The sequence below is a fragment of the Shinella lacus genome (assembly GCF_010994755.1).
Classification (GTDB): Bacteria; Pseudomonadota; Alphaproteobacteria; order Rhizobiales; family Rhizobiaceae; genus Shinella; species Shinella lacus.
In genome coordinates, this window is sequence record NZ_WHSB02000010.1 from 18,642 (window position 1) to 39,865 (window position 21,224).

The following is a 21,224-nucleotide window of genomic DNA, read 5'->3' on the forward strand; positions in this document are numbered from 1 at the left end:
CCTCGCTCCCCATGCGTCAAGCACCGATGCAGTTTTTATAAGGTAAGGACACGAAGGGCGCTTCGCCTGTTTCGTTGAGGGAGGTAGGCATCAGCGCCGCGAGCAATGATCTCGTCTTCGCTGAGCGCGCGTTTCTCGCTTAATCAGCACGTCGCGACGGCCCTGCGGGCGAATTCGCTTGGGGGCAGCCGACTTTTTGGCTGAAGGCGCTGGCGGATTTGCAACCCACCTTTTCGGCGATTTCTTCAAGGCTGCCGCGTGAGTGGAGAAGGGTGTCCTTGGCAAGCGCAGCCACGCCATCCACTCTTCGAGCGCAGCCGTGCCCCGCGTTTGTATCGAGGCAACATTGTTGCGTGGGCCGAAGAGCGGACGGAGGCGAATGCGGGTGCCGGCCGCGTGATCGGGCAAATCCGCGCCCTAGCCGATGGTCTGCTTGCCGCGTCCAACCCCTCCCGCGTCCGTGGGCATCGTCGCCGATGGTCGGGTACTTCGCGGACGCAAGGGCATGGCGGCTCACATCGGCCATATGTCCGTGGTGCCGAACAGCGAGCTTTGCCCCTGCGGAAACAGGGGGTGCTTCAAGGCATACGGCTCCGGCACGGCGTTTACGAAGCGCGCCCGCGCCTGTGCAATCGTCAGCGAGGAGACCACTTTCGGAAAAAGCGGAAGCCCCGTCCACAGCCGCGACGTGTTCGCTGCGGGAAGGAGTGGCGACGTTCTTGCCAACCGTCTGATAGACGAGGAGGCGGAGATATTGGGGTGGGGTTTCGTCAGCTTGGTTCAGATTTTCAGCCGCGACGTCGTGATCATGGGCGGCGGCCTTTCCCATGAATTCGACCGTCTTCGCCCTGGAATCCAGGACTATATTGCTCGCTGGGCCATGCCCGCCTTCAAGGACTTGACTGTCGTTCGGGCGGCGCTCGGTCAAAATTCCGGTCTGGTCGGCGCGGCGGCTCTGGCATTTCTTGCCGACAGACCGCAAGAGAGCGCATCTGCGCTCGCCGCGCGTCGTTGAAAATCGAAAGGGAGCCTACCGTGCTGACAATCCAGAGACTGAGCCTTGCCGACGCCCGCACCCTGATCGAGGGCGCCCGCGTTCGCGCCGCGGAAATCGGCGTGCCCATGTGCATCGCCGTGACCGATGAATCGGGTCAGCTGATCGCGTTCGAGCGCATGGACGGCGGAAAGGTCACGAGCACCACGATCGCCCAGGACAAGGCCTTCACGGCCGCCGGCGCCAAGCGCACCACCGAGAGCTATTGGGAAGCGAGCCAGCCCGGCAAGCCCGCTTACGGCATCAACTCGGCCATCGGCGGGCGTCTGCTGGTCGTGGCCGGCGGTATTCCCGTCATCGTGGACGGGCAGGTCGTCGGCGCGGTCGGCGTCAGTTCGGGAACGCCCGCGCAGGACAGCGATTGCGCGCAGGCAGGCATCGATCTTTTTCTCGCCGGCCTGAGCGCTTCCGAAAAGTCCTGACGGGCAGGACGGGCCGGTCTGCTCCGGCCCGTCATCGATCAGTGTTCGGCGGCGAACATCGGCCCGCCCTTGTGCGCGGGGAAGCCGTAGCCGTTGATCATCACCAGGTCGATGTCGCCGGGGCGGGCGGCGATGCCCTCCGCGAGTAGCACCGTTCCTTCATCGACCATCGCCTTGAGAAGACGCTCCATGATCTCCTGCGCGGTGAACGCGCGGGGCGCGATGTTTTTCGCGGCCCGTGCCGCTTCGATCGCTGCGGTCACGGCGGGATCGATGATGCGCTCGCCATTGGGGTAGGCGTACCAGCCGAGGCCGGTCTTGCGGCCGAGGCGGCCGGCTTCGCAGAGCCGGTCGGCGATTTCGACATAGCGCTCGGCGGGATCACGCGTTGCGGCCTGCCGCTTGCGCCGTGCCCAGGCGATTTCGAGGCCCGCCATGTCGTTGACGGCGAAGATGCCCATCGGAAAACCGTAGGCTTCCAGCGCGGCATCGATCTCGTGCGGCAGGGCACCATCCTCCAGCATGAACTCCGCCGCGCGGCGATAGGCGGAGAAGATGCGGTTGCCGATAAAACCTTCGGTGACGCCGCAAACGATGGGAAGCTTGCCGAGGCGTTTGACGAAGGAAAGCGCGCTCGCCAGCACGTCGGGCGCGGTCTTGGCGCAATCGACGACTTCCACCAGCCGCATGACATGGGCGGGCGAGAAGAAATGCAGGCCGACCACGCGGGATGGATCGGCCGTCGCGGCGGCGATCGCATCGGGATCGAGATAGCTCGTATTGGTCGCCAGAATGGCGTCTGGTCCGACGATGGCGTCGAGCCTGCGAAACAGCTCCGTCTTGACGGAGAGGTCGTCGAAGACGGCTTCCAAGACGAGGTCGGCTGCCGCAAGGTCTGTCGCCTCGGTCGTTGTTCCGAGCCGGGCAAGGCAGGCCTCGCGCGCCTCCGTGCTCAGTCGCCCGGACTGAGCGGCCTTGTCGAGGATGCCGGCGATGCGCGCGCGCCCGGCGGCGGCGGCCTCCTGCGTCTGTTCCAGCGCGATGACGCGGTAACCGCTGGTAAGCGCCGAGACCGCGATGCCGGAGCCCATCAGCCCAGTGCCGACGATCCCGACGGTTTCGATCCGGCGTGGCGAGACGTCAGTGAGTTTTTCGACCTTGCCGGCAGCGCGCTCGGCAAAGAAGACATGCCGCAGGGCCGCGGATTCTGAGGAGTCGCGCAAACGCAGAAACGTGGCGCGTTCCTCCGCCAAACCCTTGTCAAGGTCGAGTTGGCTCGCCGCCCTGACGAGGCGGGCGGCCTCCGCGGGCGCCAGCTGGCCGCGGCTTCTGGCAAGCACCTTTGCTTCCGCGGCGTCGATGGCGGCGGCATCCGCGGCGGGAACATCGATGCTGCCGGTCCGGCGCAGCGGCTGCCCGGCGCGTAGAACCGTGACGGCTGCGGCGACAGGGTCGGCGACGACGGTATCGGCAAGGCCGAGCGCGACGGCTTCGCGCGCCTTGACCGCGCGTCCCGTTCCGATGAGATCGATGGCGGCGATCGGGCCGATCAGGCGGGGCAGGCGCTGTGTCCCGCCGGCGCCCGGAACGATGCCGAGTTTCACCTCCGACAGGCCGAACGAGGCGTTCTCGCCGGCAATGCGGCCATGGCAGGCAAGGGCCACTTCGCAGCCGCCGCCAAGTGCCGCGCCGTCGACGGCGCAGACGACCGGTTTTTCGAAGGCTTCGATACGCTCGACCACTTGGGGAAGTGTCGGCTCGACCATCGGCTGGCCGAACTCCTTGATATCCGCCCCGCCGATGAAGGTGCGGCCGGTGCCGGAGATGACCATGCCCGTAATGTGTGCGGTCGCCGCGGCATGATCCAGCGCCGCCAGCAGGCCGGCCCTGACATGCGCCGACAGGGCGTTGACGGGCGGATTGTCGATGGTGAGGACGAGCACGCCCCCCTCAAGGCGGGCGGAAACGCTTTGCGAAAAACGCATTTCGGAAAGCCTCACGCGGGAATGACGGCCGTGGCCTGGATCTCGATCTTGGCGCGGTCCTCGACAAGCGCCACCACCTGCATGGCCGCCATGGCGGGATAATGCCGGCCGATCGTATCGCGATAGGCCTGGCCGATGCCGCGCAGGTTGCCGAGATATTCCTGCTTGTCGGTGAAATACCAGGTCATCGTCGTGATGTGGTGCGGTTCGCCGCCGCCTGCCGCGAGCACGGCCACGACGTTCTTCAGCGTCTGGTGCACCTGCTCAACGAAATCGTCGGTTTCGAACTCGCAGCGTTCGTTCCAGCCGATCTGGCCGCCGACGAAGAGCGTGCGACCGGTCGCCGCCACGCCGTTGGCATAGCCGATAGGTTTTGCCCAGCCTTCAGGTTGCAGGATGGTGTGCATGAGGCGTCTCCAGCTTTTGTGTCTGTGCGGCGCGGATGTCGTCCGGCCTGGCAAGTAACTTGGCGTGTGGTCAGTTGCGCTTGCGAAGCGAACGGAGCCTGAAATGCATGTCGGCACCTCCCGTTATCGTGCGGCGTCCTTCATCAGTTCGCGGCCGATGATGAGCTTTTGAACCTCCGTCGCGCCCTCGTAGATGCGCAGCGCCCGGATTTCGCGGTAAAGCCGCTCCGTGATCTCTCCGGTGCGCACGCCCCGGCCGCCGAAAAGCTGGAGCGCCTGGTCGATGACCCATTGGGCGTTTTCCGTTGCGGTCATCTTCGCCATCGCGGCTTCGCACGTCGTCGGCAGCTTCTGCACGTCGCGCCTCCAGGCGGTGCGGCAGGTGAGGAGGGCTGCGGCGTCGATGGCGGTCGCCATTTCGCCAAGCGTGCTTTGCGCCGTCGGTAGATCGGCCAGCGTCGCGCCGAACATCTTGCGGCTTTTGGCATGCGCGACGGCTTCATCGAGCGCCCGGCGGGCAAAGCCGGTGGCGGCCGCGGCGACGGAGGGGCGGAAGATATCGAGCGTGCGCATAGCGATCTTGAAGCCTTCGCCGGAGCTGCCGAGACGCTGCGCGGCGAGGATGCGGCAGTTTTCGAAGCGGATGCGGGCCAGCGGATGCGGCGCGATCGTCTCGATGCGCTCGGCAATCGTAAAGCCTGGCGTATCTGCGAAGACGACGAAGGCGGAAATGCCGCGCGTGCCGGGTGCCTCGCCGGTGCGGGCGAAGACCGTGTAGACGTCGGCGATGCCGCCGTTGGAAATCCAGGTCTTTTCGCCATCGAGCACGAAATCGTCGCCGTCGCGCCGGGCGGCGCAGGCCATGGCGGCGACGTCCGATCCCGCATCGGGTTCGGAAAGGGCGAAGGCGGATATCCATTCACCGGCCGCGACCTTGGGTAGGATGCGTTCCTTCAGTGCCTGCGAACCGGACAGGCTGATCGCGCCGGTGCCGAGGCCCTGCATGGCGAAGGCGAAGTCGGCGAGGCCATCGGCATAGGCCAGCGTCTCGCGCACGAGGCAAAGCGCCCGGCTGTCGATCTCTTCGCTCGCGCCGCCGAACGCTTTTGGCACGCAGTGGCGAAGTAGGCCGGCGGTGCCGAGTGCTGCGACCAGACGCCGGCAGGCGGCGTCGACATTGCCGTGATCGACGCCGTCGAGGCCGCCCTTGGCTACGAAGCTGTCGAGGTCTTTTGCAAGCGCGCGATGGCTCTCGTCGAAGAACGGCCAGTCGAGATGGTCGCGGGTGGGCGCGCGCATGGTCAGTTTCCCTGGAAGGCGGGTTTCGCCTTGGTGGCAAAGGCTTCGAAGGCGCGCTGGAAATCGCCCGTCGCCATGCAGATCGCCTGGGCCTGCGCCTCCGCCTCGATCATCTGGTCGATGCCCATCGCCCATTCCTGGTCGAGCATCTTCTTCGTCATCGCATGGGCGAACCAGGGGCCGTCGGCGACGGTGCGGGCGAATTGTTGTGCTTCGGCCAGCAGCGCGGGACGCTCGTGCAGGGCGTTGTAGAAACCCCAGTTCAGACCTTCCGCCGCGCTCATGACGCGGCCGGTAAAAAGCAGTTCGGCGGCGCGGCCCTGGCCGATGATGCGGGGAAGGATGCCGCAGGCGCCCATATCCGCGCCGGCTAGCCCGACGCGGGTGAAGAGGAAGGCGGTCTTGGCTTCCGGCGTCGCGACGCGGAAATCGGCGGCCATGGCCAGGATGGCGCCGGCGCCGGCGCAGATGCCGTCGACGGCGGCGATGATCGGCTGCGGGCAGGCGCGCATCTGGCGCACCAGCTCGCCCGTCATGCGGGTGAAGTCGAGGAGGTCCGGCATTTCCATGCGCGTCAGCGGCTCGATGATCTCGAACACGTCCCCGCCGGAGGAAAAGTTGTCCTTCGCGCCGGCCAGCACCACGGCGCGCACGTCGCTGGCGCGCGTCAGCGAGCGGAAAAGATCGCCGAGCTCTTCATAGCTTTCGAAGGTCAGCGGGTTCTTCTTGTCCGGGCGGTTGAGCGTGATCGTCGCGACGCGGCCGTCGGCATCCGTTTCGAACAGGAAGTGCTTTGCTGCGTGGTCCTTGAAGGGGCGTTTCTTGGCCTGCATGGGGTTCGTCATGTCTGATATCCCTAGAGAACTTCGCCGCCGGCGACCGCAATGGCCTGGCCGGTGATTGCTGTCGCCTTTTCCGAGACGAGCCAGGAGACGGTGTGGGCCACCTCGCCGGGCGTCACCAGCCGGCCCTGCGGGTTGGCGCGGGCGAGGCTGGCGCGGGCGTCCTCGCGCGTGCGGCCGGTCTTCTGGCTGATCGTGTCGAGCGCGCCGTCGATGAGCGGCGTGTCGGTGAAACCGGGGCAGACGGCGTTGACGGTGACATCGGTGCGCGCAAGCTCAAGTGCCAGCGCCCGTGTCAGGCCAATGACGCCATGTTTGGAGGCGCAATAGGCGGACACATAGGCATAGCCGGTGAGGCCCGCCGTGCTCGCGACATTGACGATCCGGCCGTTTCCGGCCCGACGCACGGAGGCGAGGGCCGCATGCGTGACCAGGTAGACGCCCGTCAGGTTGATGGTGAGGACCCGCTGCCAGAGCGCGAGATCGGTCTTTTCGAACGGTGCCGAGGGCGCCTCGCCGGCGCAATTGACGAGGACGGCGATGTCGCCGGCTTCAGCGATGGCGGCCGCAAGGCCGCGCTCAACGGAAGCAGCGTCGCTAACGTCGAATCCTTCATGCACGAAGGCTTCCCCGCCCGCCGCGCGGACCTCGTCCCGCAAGGCCTGCAAGGGGGCTGTGCGCCGCCCGGCGAGGCTTACGACATGACCGTCGGCCGCCAAGGCGAGCGCGATCGCTTTTCCGATGCCGCTTCCGGCGCCTGTGACGAGGGCGTGCCGCTTGCTCATGGCTTGCCCGCCGTCGTTGCTGCGCGGGCGAGGTTGTTGACATATTGCGCCCGGGCGGAGTGGTATTGTTTCGGCCAGGGCTGGCCGTCATAGCCAATTCGCGCCGCTTCGTGCAGCACGAAGGACGGATCCGCCAGATGCGGGCGGGCGACGGCGCAGAGGTCCGCCCGGCCGGCCGCGATGATCGAATTGGCGTGGTCGGCCTCGGAAATCGCACCCACGGCGATGGTCGGCACCTGGATTTCGTTGCGGATCTTGTCGGAGAAGGGTGTCTGGAACAGGCGGCCGTAGACCGGCCTCTCCTCCTTCACCACCTGGCCGGACGAGCAGTCGATCAGGTCAGCGCCGGCCTCCTTGTACAGACGGGCGAAAATGGCGGCATCCTCGGGCGTATTGCCGCTCTCGTGCCAATCATGGGTCGACAGGCGTACCGAGATCGGTTTGTCTTCGGGCCAAATCTTGCGGATGGCGTGGAACACTTCGAGCGGGAAGCGGGCGCGGGCCGCATGGTCGCCGCCGTAGTCGTCGGTGCGCGTGTTGGTCAATGGCGACAGGAAGCTCGACAGCAGGTAGCCGTGCGCCGCGTGCAGTTCGAGGATGTCGAAGCCGATGTCGCGGGCTCGTTCGGTGGCTCGCACGAAGTCCTGAATGACGCGGTCCATGTCCGCCCGGGTCATTTCGCGCGGCGTTTGCGAATGCGGGAGATAGGGCAGGGCCGAAGCCGAGATCAGCGGCCAGCCTCCTTCGGCGAGCGGCTGATCGATGCCTTCCCAGGCGAGTTTCGTGGCGCCTTTGCGCCCGGCATGGCCAAGCTGGAGGCCGATCTTGGCCGGCGTCTGGTGATGGACGAAATCGACGATGCGCTTGAAGGCCTGCGCCTGTTCGTCGTTCCACAGGCCAAGGCAGCCGGGCGTGATGCGCGCATCGGCCGACACGCAGGTCATTTCCGGAAACACGAGCGCGGCACCGCCCATGGCGCGGGAGCCGAGATGCACCAGATGGAAATCACCCGCCAGCCCGTCCGTCGCCGAATACATCGCCATTGGCGAGACCACGATGCGATTGCGGAGCGTCAGGCCGCGGATCTTGAAGGGCGTGAACATCGGCGGCGGGACCGCGCCGTTTGCCATGGGTTCGGCGCCGGCCCGTTCGGCGAACCAGCGCTCGAAACCTTCCAGCCAGTCCTTGTCGCGCAGGCGAAGATTCTCGTGGCTGATGCGCTGCGAGCGGGTCAGCATCGAATACATGAACTGCTCGGGCTCCAGGGTATCGGCATAGCGCGTGCCGACGACCTCGAACCATTCCATGGCGTTGCGCGCCGCATTCTGGATGCGCGCCACGTCGATGCGGCGCACGTCCTCGTAGGCGGCAAGCACGGCGGGGATGTTGGCCTTGTCATGGCCGAGGATGTCGAACTGCCGGGTCAGCTCGATCGCATCGTCGATGGCGAGCTTGGTTCCCGAGCCGATGGCGAAATGGGCGGTGTGGGCGCTGTCGCCCATCAGCACGACATGGCTGCGGCCGTTGAAATGGCTCCACTTGTCGCAGATCAGCCGGCCGAAATTAAGCCAGGCGGAGCCGCGCATGTGCCGCGCATTGGTCATCAGGCTTTGGCCGTCGAGGGTTTCCGCAAAAAGCTTTTCGCAGAAGGCGATGGACTGATCCTGGTCCATCTGGTCGAGCCCGTGTGCCTTGAAAACCTCGTCCGTGGTCTCGACGATGAAGGTCGAGGTCGTGTCGTCGAAGCGGTAGATATGTGACTGGAACCAGCCGTGTTCGGTGCGCTGGAAATCGAAGGTGAAGGCGTCGAACAGCTTGTTGGTGCCGAGCCAGATATAGCGGTTCGGCCGCATGACCATGTCGGGTCGGAAGACCTCGGCATATTTGTTGCGGATGCGCGAATTGACGCCGTCGGAGGCGATGATGAGGTCGGCATCGGCGAATTCCGCGTCGCTTTCCACGTCGCGCTCGAAGAGCAGTTCGACGCCGAGTTCCAGGCAGCGTTCCTGCAGGATGTTGAGCATCTTGCGGCGGCCGATGCCGACGAAGCCGTGGCCCGAGGTGCGGATCTTGCGGCCCTTGAACACCAGCTCGATATCGTCCCAATGGTTGAAGGAGACTTCGATGGCTTCCGCCGTCTCCGGATCCCATCGGCGCATCGACTGCATGGTGGCGTCGGAAAACACGACGCCCCAGCCGAACGTGTCGAAAGCCCGGTTGCGCTCGACGACAGTGACGTGATGGTCCGGATGCTGGCGCTTCATCAGCAGCGCAAAGTAGAGCCCGGCAGGCCCGCCGCCGATACAGACAATCCGCATGTCGTTCTCCTCCCGAGGTCCGGCTGCGTCGAAGGCAAGGTGGACCCGTTCGGAAGAAATTTCAAGCTTAAAATTGTTTTTGGCGCGAAGACGCAAAAATGGGCACGCGCCGAATAGGTCGCACCGCAAGGAATGTCAGAAAAGGAAGGTGCGTCTCAGGCGCCCTTGGCGAGGGACGCGATGATGGAGCGCTTGAGCTTGGCAAGCTCGTCCATCAATACGCCGCTGTCCTTCGGGGCGAGGCCGGCGAAGAGGTCGGAGATCCAGTCGGCGTGATGGGCCGCCATCTTCTCGAATTCGGCGCGGCCAAAGGGGGTGAGCGCGATGATCTGCACGCGCCGGTCCGTCGCGAGCGTCGTGCGGCTGATATGTCCGCTCTCGGTGAGCCGCTCCACCAGCACCGTGATATTGCCGGGCGAAACCATCATGCGCTTGGAGACTTCGCCGAGCACCATGCCGTCCGGCGCGCGTTCGAGCTGCGCCATCAGGTCGAAGCGCGGCAGTGTTGAGTCGAACTCTTCCCGAAGCCGCCGCCGGACCTCGCTCTCCACCAGGGTCGAGCAGGTCAGGAGGCGCAGCCAGAGCCGGAGCTCGGCGCGGTGATCGTGCGGCGCCTCAAGGACCTTGGTCTCGCCATCCAGCCATTCCGGCGAGATGTCGAACTTGTCTTCACCCGTCATTGCCAACACCCGCTTTCATGTCGCCTAGCCTTTTAGAGATGTTTCGGGCTCTTGGACAGGCCGTGCGTCATTTGGAAGACGCTTGCAGGGGTGCCGACAGCACGGTGCCGGTGCCGTCCTTGGATTGGTCGTAGACATGGACCGTAATGCCGATGTGGTCGGCCATCAGCGCCTTGGCGCGCTCCACGTTCCGGTCGAGCGCCGCCTCCATCAATTCGGTATGATGCGCGATGGACATGGCGTCGTGCAGCGCTGCGATCGCTTCCTGGTAGCCCTCGCTCATGCCTTCGGCGGCGCGCAAGGTGGGCGCGAGGCCGAGGAAACGATGGTGGCGGCGAAGCTGGTCGGAAATCGTTGCCTGGAAACGAGAAAGCCAGGTCGAACGGGCTGCGCTGATCAGCGCCGCATGGAAGGCCGTGTGCTTCTCGTCCCACTCGTCGATCTCGCTTTCGGAGGCGTTCTCGACGGCGATCTTGCAGCGCGACAGCCGGTAATGCGCCGTGACGACGGCGGATTCCCAGTCGCTGCCGCCATTCTCGATCGATTCGAGCAGAAGCGGGATTTCGACGACCAGACGCGCGCGGGTGAGATCCTCCAGCGCCTCGCGCGAAACCGGGGCGACGGCAAAACCGCGATTGCTGATGGCGGTGACGAGGCCCTCGGCCTCAAGCCGCGACAGCGCTTCGCGCAGCGGCGTCCAGCCGAGTTCATAGCGGTCGCGCAACGCGCTTAGCTTCATCGGCGCACCCGGCAGGAGCCGCGTCGTGAGGATGTCGCGCCGCAGCAGCCGGTAGGCCGATTCCGTTTTGGTCGATTGCTCAAGGTCTTGCATCAAGTTCCCTTAGCGTCTCCCTGTGATGCAGACAAATATATATAGTTCTGCGCGTTACGCAAAACTATATATATTTGTTTGACAAGAAAGCGCGCCGTCGCCATGATCCCTGCCAAGCCGCTGAGGAACGGCGGCCGCTTATCGTATCTGGGAGGATTTCATGGGCAGGCTTACAAAGACGTGGTTTTCGGGATTGGTCGTCGCCGGTGCGCTCGCATTGGGCGCCACGACGGCATCCGCCGAGCCGATCCGCATCGGCATCGCTAATTTCGGCGAACATCCGCAGCTCTCCGCATCGATCGCCGGCTTCAAGAAGGCGATGGCGGAGAACGGTTTCGTCGAGGGCACCGACGTCGTCTACACCGAGAGCCACACCAATTTTGACGCGTCGCTGGTGCCGCAGATGATCGCCAAGCTCCAGGCCGAGCAGCCGAAGCTGATCTACACGATCACGACGCCCGTCTCGCAGATCGCCAAAAAGGCGCTAGCCGGCTCCGGGATTCCGGTCGTCTTTTCCGCTGTCACCGATCCGGTGGCCGCAAAGCTGGTGCCCTCCTGGGACGCCGGCGACGAGGGCATGACCGGAGCGACGGACCTTCAGGACGTCGCCGCCGTGATGGAATTCACCCACAAGCTGCTGCCGAATGCCAAGCGCTTCGGCGTGCCCTACAATCCCGGCGAGGCCAACGACGCGGCGCTGCTCGACAAGATCAAGGAAGCGGCGCCCGCCGCCGGGTTCGAGGTCGTGGATGTCGGCGTGGATAACGTCAACGACATCCAGCAGCGCATCGCCTCCTTCGCCGGCAAGGCCGACGTGATCTATACGCCGGCCTCCAACCTGCTCCAGCCGGCCATCGCCGCCGTCTCGGCCGCGGCGCGCCAGGCGGGCATCCCGATCGTCAACTCCGACGACGGTGCCGTGCGCGACGGTGTCGTTCCGGCGAGCTTTGCCGTGAACTACGAACAGGTCGGCCTTGCTGCCGGCCGGATCGCCGCGGAAATCCTCAAGGGCAAGGACCCGAAGTCCATTGCTCCGTGGCGTCCGGCCTATGAGGATCACAAGCCGTTGATCTCGAAGAAGACGCTCGCTGCCTTCGGCGTTGAACTGCCGGCGTCGCTCGCCGATTGTGGTTGCCTGATCGACTGATCTCCAAACCGGTGGCGGCGCGACAAGCGCCGTCACTCAACAATAAAATGGGGGGAAGCCAATGCTGGAAATCAGGTCGGCCCGCAAGATGTTCTACAAGGGGCAGGCGGATGAGAAGACCGCGCTGAACGATCTCAGCCTGCGCCTCGAAACAGGAGACTTCGGCGTCGTCATCGGCTCGAACGGCGCCGGCAAGAGCAGCATGCTCAATGCCATTTCCGGGGCGCTCGTCCTCGACAGCGGCAAGGTCCTCATCAACGGCGACGACGTGACGGCCATGCCCGTGCACAAGCGCGCCATGCGCCTTGCCCGCGTGTTCCAGGACCCGATGAAGGGCACTGCTGCCTCGATGACCGTGGCGGAGAACATGCTGCTGGCGGAACTGCGGGCCGCCCGGCGGACGCTGCGCCGCGGGCTGAACCCGACGCGGCTTGCGGCCTACAAGGAGCGCCTGTCTCTGCTGGGTCTCGGCCTCGAAAACCGTCTCGATACGCGGGTGGAACTGCTCTCCGGCGGGCAGCGGCAATCGCTGTCGCTGATCATGGCGGTCGGCGGTTCGCCGGAACTGCTGCTGCTCGACGAACACACCGCGGCGCTCGATCCGCGCACCGCCGACATCGTCATGCAGGCGACGATCCGCGCCGTCGAAGCCCTGAAGCTGACGACGCTGATGGTGACGCACAACATGCAGCATGCCGTGGATTTCGGAAACCGGGTCATCATGCTCGATGCCGGTCGCGTGCGCCTCGAAATCGCCGGCAGGGAAAAGGCGGCCATCACGGTGCCGGACCTGATCGGCCATTTCTCCGTCAAAACCGACCGCATGTTTCTGGCGAGCTGACGACCATGGATCTGCTTCAAAACACCGTCTCGAGCTTCATCGCGCTCGTTCCCGTCACGCTCGCGCAGAGCCTGATCCTCGCCTTCGTCGTGCTGGGGATCATGATCCCCTTCCGCATGCTAAGCTTTCCGGACCTGACCAGCGAGGGCGCGTTCCCGCTCGGCGGCTGCGTCTGCGGCGTGCTGATGGCCGCCGGCATGTCGCCGCTCGCGGCGATCCTCATCGCGCTCCTCGCCGGCTTCGTCGCCGGCTGCTGCACGGCCTTCATCCACCTGCGCTTCCGCATCCATACCCTGCTCGCCGGCATCCTGATGATGACGATGCTCTATTCGATCAACCTGCGCATCATGGGCCGCTCGAACCTCTCGGTCTTCGGCTCGACGACCATCTTCGACTGGGTGCCGTTCCTGCAGCCGGGCTTTCCGGCGAGCAAGATCGTCATGGCCGGCGCCTTCGGTCTCCTCGTCTTCGCGCTGCTGCTGCATTATTTCCGCACCGAAAAAGGCACGGCCGTGCGCGCCGTTGGGGCCAATCCCGACATGGCGGAGGCGCAGGGCATCAATGTGTGGCTGGCGACGATCGGCGGCGTCGGGCTTGCGGGCGCGTTTTCGGCGGCCGGTGGTGCGCTGATGGTGCAGTCGCAGGGTTTTGCCGACGTCAATATGGGCCTCGGCATCCTGATCAACGGGCTTGCGGCCCTGATGATCGGCGAGGCGATCGTCGGCAAGAGCAGCGTGCCGCGCCAGCTCGCCGCCCCTTTCGTCGGTGCGATCGTCTATTACCAGCTCGTCTCCTTCTGCCTTGCCGCCGGCATGCCGCCGCCGGATCTGAAGCTGGCGACGGGCCTGTTCGTGCTCGCCATGCTCGCCCTGCCGAGCCTCAAGCGAAGCCGCGGGCCGGCCGCGGCCCGCGAAACCATTCGAGAATAATCCAAGGACGACCTTATGACTGCACTTCCCGATTTCGCTGCAATCGAGGCTATGGATGCGGCCGATGGCCTGCGGCCCCTGCGCGAGCGCTTCATCCTGCCAACGGGGCTCATCTATCTCGACGGCAATTCGCTCGGTGTCGCCTCGCATGCCGCCTTCGCGGAGCTTCAGAAGGCGGCCATGCAGGAATGGGGGCAGGACCTCATCCGCAGCTGGAACACGGCAGGCTGGTTCGACATGCCGCTCTCGCTCGGTGACCGCGTCGGGCGGCTGATCGGGGCCGCTGCCGGCCAGACGGTCGTCTGCGACACGACGTCGATCAACATCTACAAGACTCTTCACGCGGCGATGGCGCTGAAGCCCGATCGGTCGGTCATCGTCAGCGAGGGCGGCAGCTTCCCGACGGATATCTACATGGCCGAAGGCGTGATCTCGACGCGTCCGGGAGCATCGCTGCGCCTTGAAGGCGTCGATGCGCCTGACATCGAGGACCTGATCGACGGCGATGTTGCCGTGGTTCTGGTCAACCACGTCAACTACAAGTCGGGCGAACTGCGCGACATGGCGGTGCTGACGAAGAAAGCCCACGAAAACGGCGCGCTCGTCATTTGGGACCTCTGCCACACGGCGGGCGCCCTGCCGGTCGATCTCGACGGCGCGAATGTCGATTTCGCGGTCGGCTGCACCTACAAATACCTGAATGGCGGCCCCGGCGCGCCGGCCTTCATCTATGCGGCCGCACGCCACCACGGCGCCATCAGCCAACCGCTCAGCGGCTGGTGGGGCCATGCACGGCCCTTCGCCTTCGAAAAGCATTATGCGGCCGGCGAAGGCATCCGCCGGTTCCTGTGCGGCACGCAGCCGATCCTGTCGCTGCGCGCGCTGAAGGGCGCGCTCGACATCTGGGACGAGGTCGACATGGCGGCGCTGCGCGAAAAGAGCCTCGGCCTCACCGACCTCTTCATAGCGCTCGTCGAGGCGAAATGCGGGGCTTACGGCCTGGAGCTGGAAAGCCCGCGCGAACGGGTAAAACGCGGCAGCCAGGTCTCGTTCCGCCATCCGAACGCCTATGCGGTCATGCAGGCGCTGATCGCCCGCGGCGTCATCGGCGATTTCCGCGCCCCGTCCACCATGCGCTTCGGCTTCACGCCGCTTTACGTCAGCTACGCGGACGTATGGCAGGCGGTGGTGATCCTGGAGGATATCCTGCGCACAGGTTCATGGCAGGACGCACGCTTTGCCGTGCGCGCCGCCGTGACCTGATCCGGGACTTTCGCCATGACCGCATCACGCCGTCCGACGCTGGATGAGATCGCCGAGGCGCGTGAGCGCATCGCACCGCATCTTGCACGCACGCCGCTGGTGAAACTCGATCTCGGGCTGCCGGACCGGCAGATCTTCCTGAAGCTGGAGACGCTGTCTCCGATCGGCGCCTTCAAGCTTCGCCCGGCGCTGAACGCCGTGTTGTCCCGCGATCCCGCGATGCTCAAGAAGGGCGTCGCGGTCACCAGTTCCGGCAACATGGCCTATGGCATGGCCTTCGCCGCGCGCCTCGCCGGCGTGCCGATGGTGGCCTACATGTATCGCGGCGCGCCACAGACCAAGATCGATGGTGTGCGGAACCTCGGGGGCGCGGTGCGCTTCGTCAGCGCAGAGACCTGGTGGGACTACATCATCGGCGCGGACCGGCCGGATGCGCCGGAACTGCTGATCAACCCGGTGACCGACCAGGCGGTGCTCAACGGCAACGGTTCCATCGGCATGGAAATCGTCGAGGATCTGCCCGGCGTCGACGTGGTGCTGACACCCTATGGCGGCGGCAGCATGACCACTGGCCTCGCCAGCGCGGTCAAGGCCGTTTCCCCGCGGGTGCGCGTCTTCGCCGTCGAGGACGACAGCGCCGCCCCGGTCACCGCGGCTCTTGCAGCCGGGAAAATCGTGACGATCGAAACCCGGCCGTCCTTCATCAAGAGCATCGGCGGCCCCTCGCTGGTGCCGCAACTCTGGCCCGTCGCCCAGGATCTGATCGACGGTGCCATCGCCGTCAGCCCCGCCGAGGTGACGGAGGCGATGCGGCTCTTGTTCAGCAAGGCCAAGATCGTTGCCGAGGGTGCGGGTGCCGCCTCGCTCGCCGCCGCGATTGCGCGACCCGACCTGACGGGCAATATCGTCTGCGTGATTTCCGGCGGCAATGTCGACGCGCTGGCCTATTCCGTGGTGCTCGCGGGCGGCATTCCGGCCGCTTGAGGATCAGACGCCGAGATAGCGGTCCTGAAGCTCCGGTGTCAGGGCCGTCGGCGCGCCTACGAAAACCGTCGTGCCCTTCTCCAGCACGAAGCATCTGTCCGCGACGGGCAGCAATTCAGAGAGCGTCTTGTCGACGACGAGGATCGACTGGCCGGCGGCCTTCAGCTTGCGGATCGCCGACCAGATGTCCTGCCGGATGACCGGCGCCAGACCTTCGGTCGCCTCGTCGAGAATGAGGAGGCGCGGGTTTGTCATCAGCGCGCGGCCGATGGCGAGCATCTGCTGTTCGCCGCCGGAGAGCGTCCTGGCATATTGGTCGCGCCGCTCGCCGAGGCGAGGAAAGAGATCGACGACCTTGTCGAAGGTCCACTCGCTGCCGCGGGCCGTGGCGATGAGGTTCTCCAGGACCGTCAGGTTGGGAAAGCAGCGCCGTCCCTCCGGCACCAGGCCGAGGCCGAGCCTGGCGATACGGTAGGGTCGCATGCCGAAGATCGCCTTGCCGGAAAAGCGGATCACGCCGGAGCGCGGGCGCACGAGGCCAATGATCGAGTTGATCGTCGTCGTCTTGCCCATGCCGTTGCGCCCCATCAGCGCGACCACTTCGCCCTCGCGAATATCGAGATCGACGCCGAACAGCGCCTGCGAGGCGCCGTAGAAGGTTTCAAGGCCTTTCAGGTCGAGGAGGGTCACGCGGCTTCTCCGAGATAGGCGCGGCGCACTTCGGGGTCGCTGCGGATTTCATCGACCGTGCCCGTCGCGATGATGCGGCCATAGACGAGCACAGATATGCGGTCTGCCAGCGCAAAGACCGCATCCATGTCATGCTCCACCAGCAGCATCGGTGTCTCGTGGCGCAAGCCGTCGAGGAACGAGGTCAACTGCTTGGAGCTTTCCGGCCCCATGCCCGCCATGGGCTCGTCGAAGAGAAAGGCTTTTGGCGAAAGCGCGAGCGCGATGGCGATTTCGAGCTGCCGGCGCTCGCCGTGGGAAAGTTCCGCCGCCGGCACATGGGCGCGGGCGGCAAGGCCGACACGCTCCAGCATGGCCATGGCGGGATCGATCAGGCTGCGGTCGCTCGCCACCTGCCGGAAGAACCGGAAGCTGCTGCCCTGCCTGGACTGCACCGCCAGCATAACGTTGCGAAGCGCGGAGAACTCCTGCGCGAGCGACGAAATCTGGAAGCTGCGCGCAAGGCCGAGCCGCGCACGCGCCGCCATGTCGAGCCCGCCGATGTCCTGCCCCAAGAAGCGGATCGTACCGCTGTCGGCCGCAAGCGAGCCGGCGATCTGGTGGATGAGCGTGCTTTTGCCCGCACCATTCGGGCCGATCAGGGCGTGGATCTGGCCGGGATAGAGGTCGAGGCTCACCCCGTCCGTGGCCTTCAGCGCGTTGAAGGATTTGCGCAAATCGCGGATTTCGAGAATGGGCTCAGGCATGACGCGGCTTTCCCGAGAGCAGGCCCAAAAGCCCGCCGCGTGCGAAGAGCACGATGCCGAGCAGGATGAGGCCGAGGAAGAACTGCCAGCGCTCGGTGATGCCGCCGAGCACATATTCGAGGCAGACGAAGATCATCGCGCCGGCGACGGGCCCGAACAGCCGCCCCTTGCCGCCGAGGATGATGAGCACGATCAGCTCGCCCGACATGTGCCAGGAAAACATGGAGGGGCCGACGAACCGGTTGAGATCGGCATAGAGCGCGCCGGCAAAACCGGTGATCATCGCGGAGAGAACGAAGGCGACAAGCCAGATGTTGAAGGGCGCGATGCCGACCGCGGCAAGCCGCGTGCCGTTCTGCCGCGCCGCCTGCAGGGCGCTGCCGAAGCGCGAGCCTTCGACAAGCCGGAACAGCAGCAGCGTCGCCATCAGGACGGTAAAGCAGGCCAGGAAATACGGCAGGGGCTGCGTGGTGTTGATGCCGGGGAAGGCGTTGCGCACGTAAATCGACAGGCCGTCCTCGCCGCCATAGGCCGGCCAGGAGATGGCGAAGTAGTAGATCATCTGCGCGAAGGCGAGCGTGATCATGATGAAGTAGATGCCGGTGGTGCGCAGGCTGATGATGCCGATGGGCAGCGCGACGAGCCCGGCGATGACCACGGCCGTCAGCCAGATGATGGGCATCGACGTCGTGCCGGGAATGCCGGCCACCAGCGGCTCGGCGTTGAAGGCGTGCGTCGCCAGGATGCCCGCGACATAGCCGCCGAGGCCGAAGAACGCAGCATGACCGAAGGAAATCAGCCCGCCGAGCCCGAGCGCCAGGTTGAGGCCGGTGGCGGCGAGTGCCAGCACGACGACGCGGGTCGCGAGCGTGACGTAGAAGGGTTCTCCCAGCCCCGCGGCCGCTAGCGGCATGGCGAGCAGGAGGAGGGCGAGCAGCAGGTTGATCGTGGTTTCGCGAGTCATCTTGTCCTCACGACTGCGCCGCGAACAGGCCGCTCGGCCTGAAGGCGAGGATGAGTGCCATGACGACATAGATCAGCATCGAGGCCAGGGCCGCGCCGATCGTGGTGGCCTGCGCGGCGGGCATCGTCAGCGCGAGAAGCGAGGGCAGCAGGAAGCGGCCCATCGTGTCGACGACGCCGACGATCATCGCGCCGACGAGGGCGCCCTTGATCGAGCCGATGCCGCCGATGACGATGACCACGAAGGCGAGGATGAGCACGGGTTCACCCATGCCGACCTGGACCGACTGGAGGGCGCCGACCAGCGCGCCGGCAAAACCCGCCAGTGCGGCGCCGAGCGCGAAGACCACAGTATAGAGCGTGCTGATATCGACGCCGAGCGCCGCGATCATCTCGCGGTCGGATTCGCCGGCGCGAATGCGCATGCCGAGCCGGGTTTTCGAGATGAGGAGATAGAGCCCCGCCGCAACCGCGATGCCGACGGCGATGATCGCCAGGCGGTAGAGCTGGTACTGGCCGCCGCCCGGCAGGGGCACTGCGCCCTGAAGCTGCGGGGGAATGTCAAGATAGAGCGGGAACGAGCCGAAGACCCAGCGTGCGCCTTCCGAGAGGATCAGGATCAGCGCGAAGGTGGCGAGCACCTGGTCGAGATGGTCGCGGTCGTAGAGCCGGCGGATGACGGCGACCTCGATGAGGGCGCCGACGCCGGCTGCGGCGGCGAGGCTCGCGATCAGGCCGAGCCAGAACGAGCCGGTGGCCGCGGCGACCGTCGCGCAGGCAAAGGCGCCGATCATGTAGAGCGAGCCATGCGCCAGGTTGATGAGGCCCATGACGCCGAAGATCAGCGTCAGGCCGGCGGCCATCAGAAACAGCATCACGCCGAGCTGAAGCCCATTGAGCAATTGTTCGATCAGGAGTGCGGTGAACACGGCGTCGGTCCAAGCTTCAGGTCGGGATCGCGTGGGCATCGTCCGGGCGCCGGCAGAAAAGCCGGACGCCGGACAACAGGACGTGCGAGGGCGTTACAGGCCGCACTGTTCGGCGTAGGCGTCCTTGTGGTTTTCGAAGGCGGTCGCGACGATCTTGTTGGTCAGCACGTCGCCATCCTTCACCACCTCGCGCACATAGATGTTCTGGATCGGGTGCTGGTTGGTGTTGAAGGAAAACGTGCCGCGCACGGACTTGAAGTCCGCGGCCTTCAGCGCCGCCTTGAAGGCGTCCTTGTCCTTGGCGCTCGCCTTGGAAAGCGCCGACAGGATCAGGTTTGCCGTGTCCCAGCTCTGCGCGGCGTAGATCGACGGCAGGCGGTTATATTCGGCCTTGAAGCTTTCGACGAAGGCCTTGCTGGCCTCGTTTTCGAGGTCCGGCGACCAGCTGGCGGAGTTCTTCACGCCGAGTGCCGCGTCGCCGACGGCTGGCAGCACGTCCTGGTCGAAGGAGAAGCTCGGCCCCATGACCGGAATGCCGACGCCGGACTGGGCATATTGTTTCATGAAGGCGATGCCCATGCCGCCGGGCAGGAAGAAATAGACGGAATCGGCGCCGGATGCGCGGATCTGCGCGATCTCCGCCGCATAGTCCGTCTGGCCGACTTGGGTATAGACCTCGCCGGCGAGACTGCCCTTGTAGAAGCGCTTGAAGCCGGTCAGCGCATCCTTGCCGGCGGGATAGTTCGGCGCGAGGATGAACGAGTTCTTGTAGTCCTGGTTGGCGTACTGGCCCATCGCCTCGTGGAAGTTGTCGTTCTGGTAGGCGACGTTGAAGTAGTTCGCATTGCAGTTCGCACCGGCCAGCGCCGACGGGCCGGCATTGGGCGAGAGGTAGATCACATCCTGCGCCACCGCATTCGGCACCACGGCCATGGCAAGGTTCGACCAGATGATCCCCGTCATGAGATCGACCTTGTCGCCCTGGATCATCTTTTCCGCGATCTGCACCGCAAGTTCCGGCTTCTGGGCATCGTCCTCGATCACCAGTTCCACGTCCTTGTTGCCCGACTGTTTGATCGCCAGCGTAAAGGCGTCGCGCATGTCGATGCCGAGGCCGGCGCCGCCGCCGGAAAGCGTGGTAATCACGCCGATCTTCACCGGCTCGGCATGGGCGAGGCCGGATGTCGCGAGCGAGAGGCCGAAGAGGCTTGCTGCCAGAATGCGGTTCATGCTGTTCTCCTCATTATGGTTCGATTTTTATCGTGTTCTATCAAAGATCCGTACGCACATGCCATAGTTCGGGGAAGAGCTCCACCTCGAGCATCTTCTTGAGATAGGAGGCGCCGGACGTTCCGCCCGTGCCGCGCTTGAAGCCGATGATGCGTTCGACTGTCGTGACGTGGTTGAAGCGCCAGCGCCGGAAATAGTCCTCGAAGTCAACCAGCTTCTCCGCAAGCTCGTAGAGCATCCAGTAGCGCTCCGGATTGCGATAGACGGTCTGCCAGGCCGCAAAGACCTTGTCGTTCTCGCTGCGCGTCTCGCGCCAATCGCTGCGCCCGGCCTCGTCGCCGACATCGAAGCCGTTGCGTGCCAGAAGCCGGATCGCCTCGTCATAGAGCGACGGGGCGGCGAGGATCGCCTCCAGCTTTTCCAGGATTTCGGGGCGATGGGCGTGCGGGCGCAGCATGGCGAGGTTGCGATTGCCGGCCGAAAATTCGATCGCCCGATACTGCCAGGACTGGAAGCCGGACGACTGTCCGAGCGAATCCCGGAACTCGGTATATTCGCTGGGCGTCATCGTGCGCAGCACGTCCCAGGCATTGTTCAACTGCTCGAAAATGCGCGCGACCCGCGACAGCATCTTGAAGGCCGGCTCCAGCCGGTCCTCGCGGATCGAGCGGATCGCCGAGCTGATCTCGTGCAAGGCAAGCTTCATCCAGAGCTCGGAGGTCTGGTGCTGGATGATGAACAGCATCTCGTCATGCGCCTGCGAAAGCGGCGCCTGCGCGGTGAGGACCTTCTCCAGCTTGAGATAGTCGCTGTAGGACATGCGCCCCTCGAACGACATTTGTGCGCCTTCCTTCGAAGGGTCGTATGGGTCGCTCATG

20 protein-coding genes and 1 pseudogene are annotated in these 21,224 nt (G+C 65.2%); 7 read left to right on the plus strand and 14 right to left on the minus strand.

Going from position 1 to position 21,224, the window contains the following annotated elements; all coding sequences use genetic code 11:
• Window positions 1-463 precede the first annotated feature (463 nt).
• Both GB927_RS23240 and GB927_RS23245 read left to right on the plus strand, forming a co-directional pair.
• A pseudogene (locus GB927_RS23240) lies at window positions 464-1,015 on the plus strand (ROK family protein); the annotation flags it as partial.
• A gap of 20 nt (window positions 1,016-1,035) precedes the next feature.
• Window positions 1,036-1,476 (plus strand): GlcG/HbpS family heme-binding protein, encoded by a 441-nt coding sequence (locus GB927_RS23245; RefSeq protein WP_256119604.1) that lies wholly within the window; start codon window positions 1,036-1,038, stop codon window positions 1,474-1,476.
• Between the two features lie 38 nt (window positions 1,477-1,514).
• On the opposite strand, the gene GB927_RS23250 is transcribed toward GB927_RS23245, so the two are convergent.
• The 8 genes from GB927_RS23250 to GB927_RS23285 form a co-directional block, all read right to left on the minus strand.
• The gene (locus GB927_RS23250; protein WP_256119605.1) at window positions 1,515-3,461 is read right to left on the minus strand and encodes a 3-hydroxyacyl-CoA dehydrogenase NAD-binding domain-containing protein; all 1,947 of its coding nucleotides are present in this window, start codon (window positions 3,459-3,461) and stop codon (window positions 1,515-1,517) included.
• An 11-nt stretch (window positions 3,462-3,472) separates the two neighbouring features.
• Complete coding sequence (locus tag GB927_RS23255) at window positions 3,473-3,868, minus strand: RidA family protein (protein ID WP_256119606.1); 396 nt, start codon at window positions 3,866-3,868, stop codon at window positions 3,473-3,475.
• Window positions 3,869-3,991: 123 nt separating this feature from the next.
• Window positions 3,992-5,167, minus strand: coding sequence for an acyl-CoA dehydrogenase family protein (locus GB927_RS23260; protein ID WP_256119607.1), 1,176 nt, complete (start codon window positions 5,165-5,167; stop codon window positions 3,992-3,994).
• 2 nt (window positions 5,168-5,169) lie between these two features.
• Window positions 5,170-6,012, minus strand: a complete 843-nt coding sequence (locus GB927_RS23265; RefSeq protein WP_256119608.1) for an enoyl-CoA hydratase family protein — start codon at window positions 6,010-6,012, stop codon at window positions 5,170-5,172.
• Window positions 6,013-6,023: 11 nt separating this feature from the next.
• Window positions 6,024-6,794: an SDR family NAD(P)-dependent oxidoreductase gene (locus GB927_RS23270; RefSeq protein WP_256119609.1), complete on the minus strand. Its 771-nt coding sequence runs from the start codon at window positions 6,792-6,794 to the stop codon at window positions 6,024-6,026.
• A complete protein-coding gene (locus GB927_RS23275) occupies window positions 6,791-9,112 on the minus strand; it encodes a bifunctional salicylyl-CoA 5-hydroxylase/oxidoreductase (protein ID WP_256119610.1) in 2,322 nt (773 codons plus the stop codon). The genes GB927_RS23270 and GB927_RS23275 overlap by 4 nt, the downstream gene beginning before the upstream one ends.
• Before the next feature lie 155 nt (window positions 9,113-9,267).
• A complete protein-coding gene (locus GB927_RS23280) occupies window positions 9,268-9,792 on the minus strand; it encodes a MarR family winged helix-turn-helix transcriptional regulator (RefSeq protein WP_256119611.1) in 525 nt (174 codons plus the stop codon).
• A 67-nt stretch (window positions 9,793-9,859) separates the two neighbouring features.
• On the minus strand, window positions 9,860-10,624 hold the full coding sequence (locus tag GB927_RS23285; RefSeq protein WP_256119612.1) for a GntR family transcriptional regulator: 765 nt from the start codon (window positions 10,622-10,624) through the stop codon (window positions 9,860-9,862).
• 160 nt (window positions 10,625-10,784) lie between these two features.
• On the opposite strand from GB927_RS23285, the gene GB927_RS23290 reads away from it, so the two are divergent.
• The 5 genes from GB927_RS23290 (at window position 10,785) to GB927_RS23310 (ending at window position 15,788) form a co-directional block, all read left to right on the plus strand.
• Window positions 10,785-11,771: an ABC transporter substrate-binding protein gene (locus GB927_RS23290; RefSeq protein WP_256119613.1), complete on the plus strand. Its 987-nt coding sequence runs from the start codon at window positions 10,785-10,787 to the stop codon at window positions 11,769-11,771.
• Between the two features lie 61 nt (window positions 11,772-11,832).
• A complete protein-coding gene (locus GB927_RS23295; protein ID WP_256119614.1) occupies window positions 11,833-12,612 on the plus strand; it encodes an ABC transporter ATP-binding protein in 780 nt (259 codons plus the stop codon).
• Between the two features lie 5 nt (window positions 12,613-12,617).
• Window positions 12,618-13,541 carry an ABC transporter permease gene (locus GB927_RS23300; RefSeq protein WP_256119615.1) on the plus strand — a complete coding sequence of 308 codons (924 nt, stop codon included), beginning with the start codon at window positions 12,618-12,620 and terminating at the stop codon, window positions 13,539-13,541.
• A gap of 15 nt (window positions 13,542-13,556) precedes the next feature.
• On the plus strand, window positions 13,557-14,804 hold the full coding sequence (gene kynU / locus GB927_RS23305) for a kynureninase (RefSeq protein WP_256119616.1): 1,248 nt from the start codon (window positions 13,557-13,559) through the stop codon (window positions 14,802-14,804).
• A gap of 15 nt (window positions 14,805-14,819) precedes the next feature.
• Window positions 14,820-15,788: a pyridoxal-phosphate dependent enzyme gene (locus GB927_RS23310; protein WP_256119617.1), complete on the plus strand. Its 969-nt coding sequence runs from the start codon at window positions 14,820-14,822 to the stop codon at window positions 15,786-15,788.
• A 3-nt stretch (window positions 15,789-15,791) separates the two neighbouring features.
• On the opposite strand, the gene GB927_RS23315 is transcribed toward GB927_RS23310, so the two are convergent.
• From GB927_RS23315 to kynA, 6 genes are all read right to left on the minus strand, one after another.
• The gene (locus GB927_RS23315; protein ID WP_256119618.1) at window positions 15,792-16,478 is read right to left on the minus strand and encodes an ABC transporter ATP-binding protein; all 687 of its coding nucleotides are present in this window, start codon (window positions 16,476-16,478) and stop codon (window positions 15,792-15,794) included.
• On the minus strand, window positions 16,475-17,224 hold the full coding sequence (locus GB927_RS23320) for an ABC transporter ATP-binding protein (RefSeq protein WP_256119619.1): 750 nt from the start codon (window positions 17,222-17,224) through the stop codon (window positions 16,475-16,477). The genes GB927_RS23315 and GB927_RS23320 overlap by 4 nt, the downstream gene beginning before the upstream one ends.
• Window positions 17,217-18,188, minus strand: coding sequence for a branched-chain amino acid ABC transporter permease (locus GB927_RS23325; RefSeq protein ID WP_256119620.1), 972 nt, complete (start codon window positions 18,186-18,188; stop codon window positions 17,217-17,219). The genes GB927_RS23320 and GB927_RS23325 overlap by 8 nt, the downstream gene beginning before the upstream one ends.
• Window positions 18,189-18,195: 7 nt before the next feature.
• Window positions 18,196-19,116 (minus strand): branched-chain amino acid ABC transporter permease, encoded by a 921-nt coding sequence (locus GB927_RS23330; RefSeq protein ID WP_256119621.1) that lies wholly within the window; start codon window positions 19,114-19,116, stop codon window positions 18,196-18,198.
• 93 nt (window positions 19,117-19,209) lie between these two features.
• Window positions 19,210-20,346, minus strand: a complete 1,137-nt coding sequence (locus GB927_RS23335; RefSeq protein WP_256119622.1) for an ABC transporter substrate-binding protein — start codon at window positions 20,344-20,346, stop codon at window positions 19,210-19,212.
• 40 nt (window positions 20,347-20,386) lie between these two features.
• A complete protein-coding gene (gene kynA, locus GB927_RS23340) occupies window positions 20,387-21,223 on the minus strand; it encodes a tryptophan 2,3-dioxygenase (RefSeq protein ID WP_256119623.1) in 837 nt (278 codons plus the stop codon).
• Between the last annotated feature and the right edge of the window lies 1 nt (window position 21,224).

What these genes read in the sequence shown, in the direction of transcription:
- GB927_RS23270 (WP_256119609.1), bottom strand. Translation starts at nt 6,794, where the DNA reads ATGAGCAAGCGGCACGCCCTCGTCACAGGCGCCGGAAGCGGCATCGGA.
- GB927_RS23275 (WP_256119610.1), bottom strand. Translation starts at nt 9,112, where the DNA reads ATGCGGATTGTCTGTATCGGCGGCGGGCCTGCCGGGCTCTACTTTGCG.
- GB927_RS23280 (WP_256119611.1), bottom strand. Translation starts at nt 9,792, where the DNA reads ATGACGGGTGAAGACAAGTTCGACATCTCGCCGGAATGGCTGGATGGC.
- GB927_RS23290 (WP_256119613.1), top strand. Translation starts at nt 10,785, where the DNA reads ATGGGCAGGCTTACAAAGACGTGGTTTTCGGGATTGGTCGTCGCCGGT.
- kynA (WP_256119623.1), bottom strand. Translation starts at nt 21,223, where the DNA reads ATGAGCGACCCATACGACCCTTCGAAGGAAGGCGCACAAATGTCGTTC.
- GB927_RS23300 (WP_256119615.1), top strand. Translation starts at nt 12,618, where the DNA reads ATGGATCTGCTTCAAAACACCGTCTCGAGCTTCATCGCGCTCGTTCCC.
- GB927_RS23335 (WP_256119622.1), bottom strand. Translation starts at nt 20,346, where the DNA reads ATGAACCGCATTCTGGCAGCAAGCCTCTTCGGCCTCTCGCTCGCGACA.
- GB927_RS23325 (WP_256119620.1), bottom strand. Translation starts at nt 18,188, where the DNA reads ATGACTCGCGAAACCACGATCAACCTGCTGCTCGCCCTCCTCCTGCTC.
- GB927_RS23310 (WP_256119617.1), top strand. Translation starts at nt 14,820, where the DNA reads ATGACCGCATCACGCCGTCCGACGCTGGATGAGATCGCCGAGGCGCGT.
- GB927_RS23265 (WP_256119608.1), bottom strand. Translation starts at nt 6,012, where the DNA reads ATGACGAACCCCATGCAGGCCAAGAAACGCCCCTTCAAGGACCACGCA.
- GB927_RS23295 (WP_256119614.1), top strand. Translation starts at nt 11,833, where the DNA reads ATGCTGGAAATCAGGTCGGCCCGCAAGATGTTCTACAAGGGGCAGGCG.
- GB927_RS23320 (WP_256119619.1), bottom strand. Translation starts at nt 17,224, where the DNA reads ATGCCTGAGCCCATTCTCGAAATCCGCGATTTGCGCAAATCCTTCAAC.
- GB927_RS23285 (WP_256119612.1), bottom strand. Translation starts at nt 10,624, where the DNA reads ATGCAAGACCTTGAGCAATCGACCAAAACGGAATCGGCCTACCGGCTG.
- GB927_RS23255 (WP_256119606.1), bottom strand. Translation starts at nt 3,868, where the DNA reads ATGCACACCATCCTGCAACCTGAAGGCTGGGCAAAACCTATCGGCTAT.
- GB927_RS23260 (WP_256119607.1), bottom strand. Translation starts at nt 5,167, where the DNA reads ATGCGCGCGCCCACCCGCGACCATCTCGACTGGCCGTTCTTCGACGAG.
- GB927_RS23250 (WP_256119605.1), bottom strand. Translation starts at nt 3,461, where the DNA reads ATGCGTTTTTCGCAAAGCGTTTCCGCCCGCCTTGAGGGGGGCGTGCTC.
- kynU (WP_256119616.1), top strand. Translation starts at nt 13,557, where the DNA reads ATGACTGCACTTCCCGATTTCGCTGCAATCGAGGCTATGGATGCGGCC.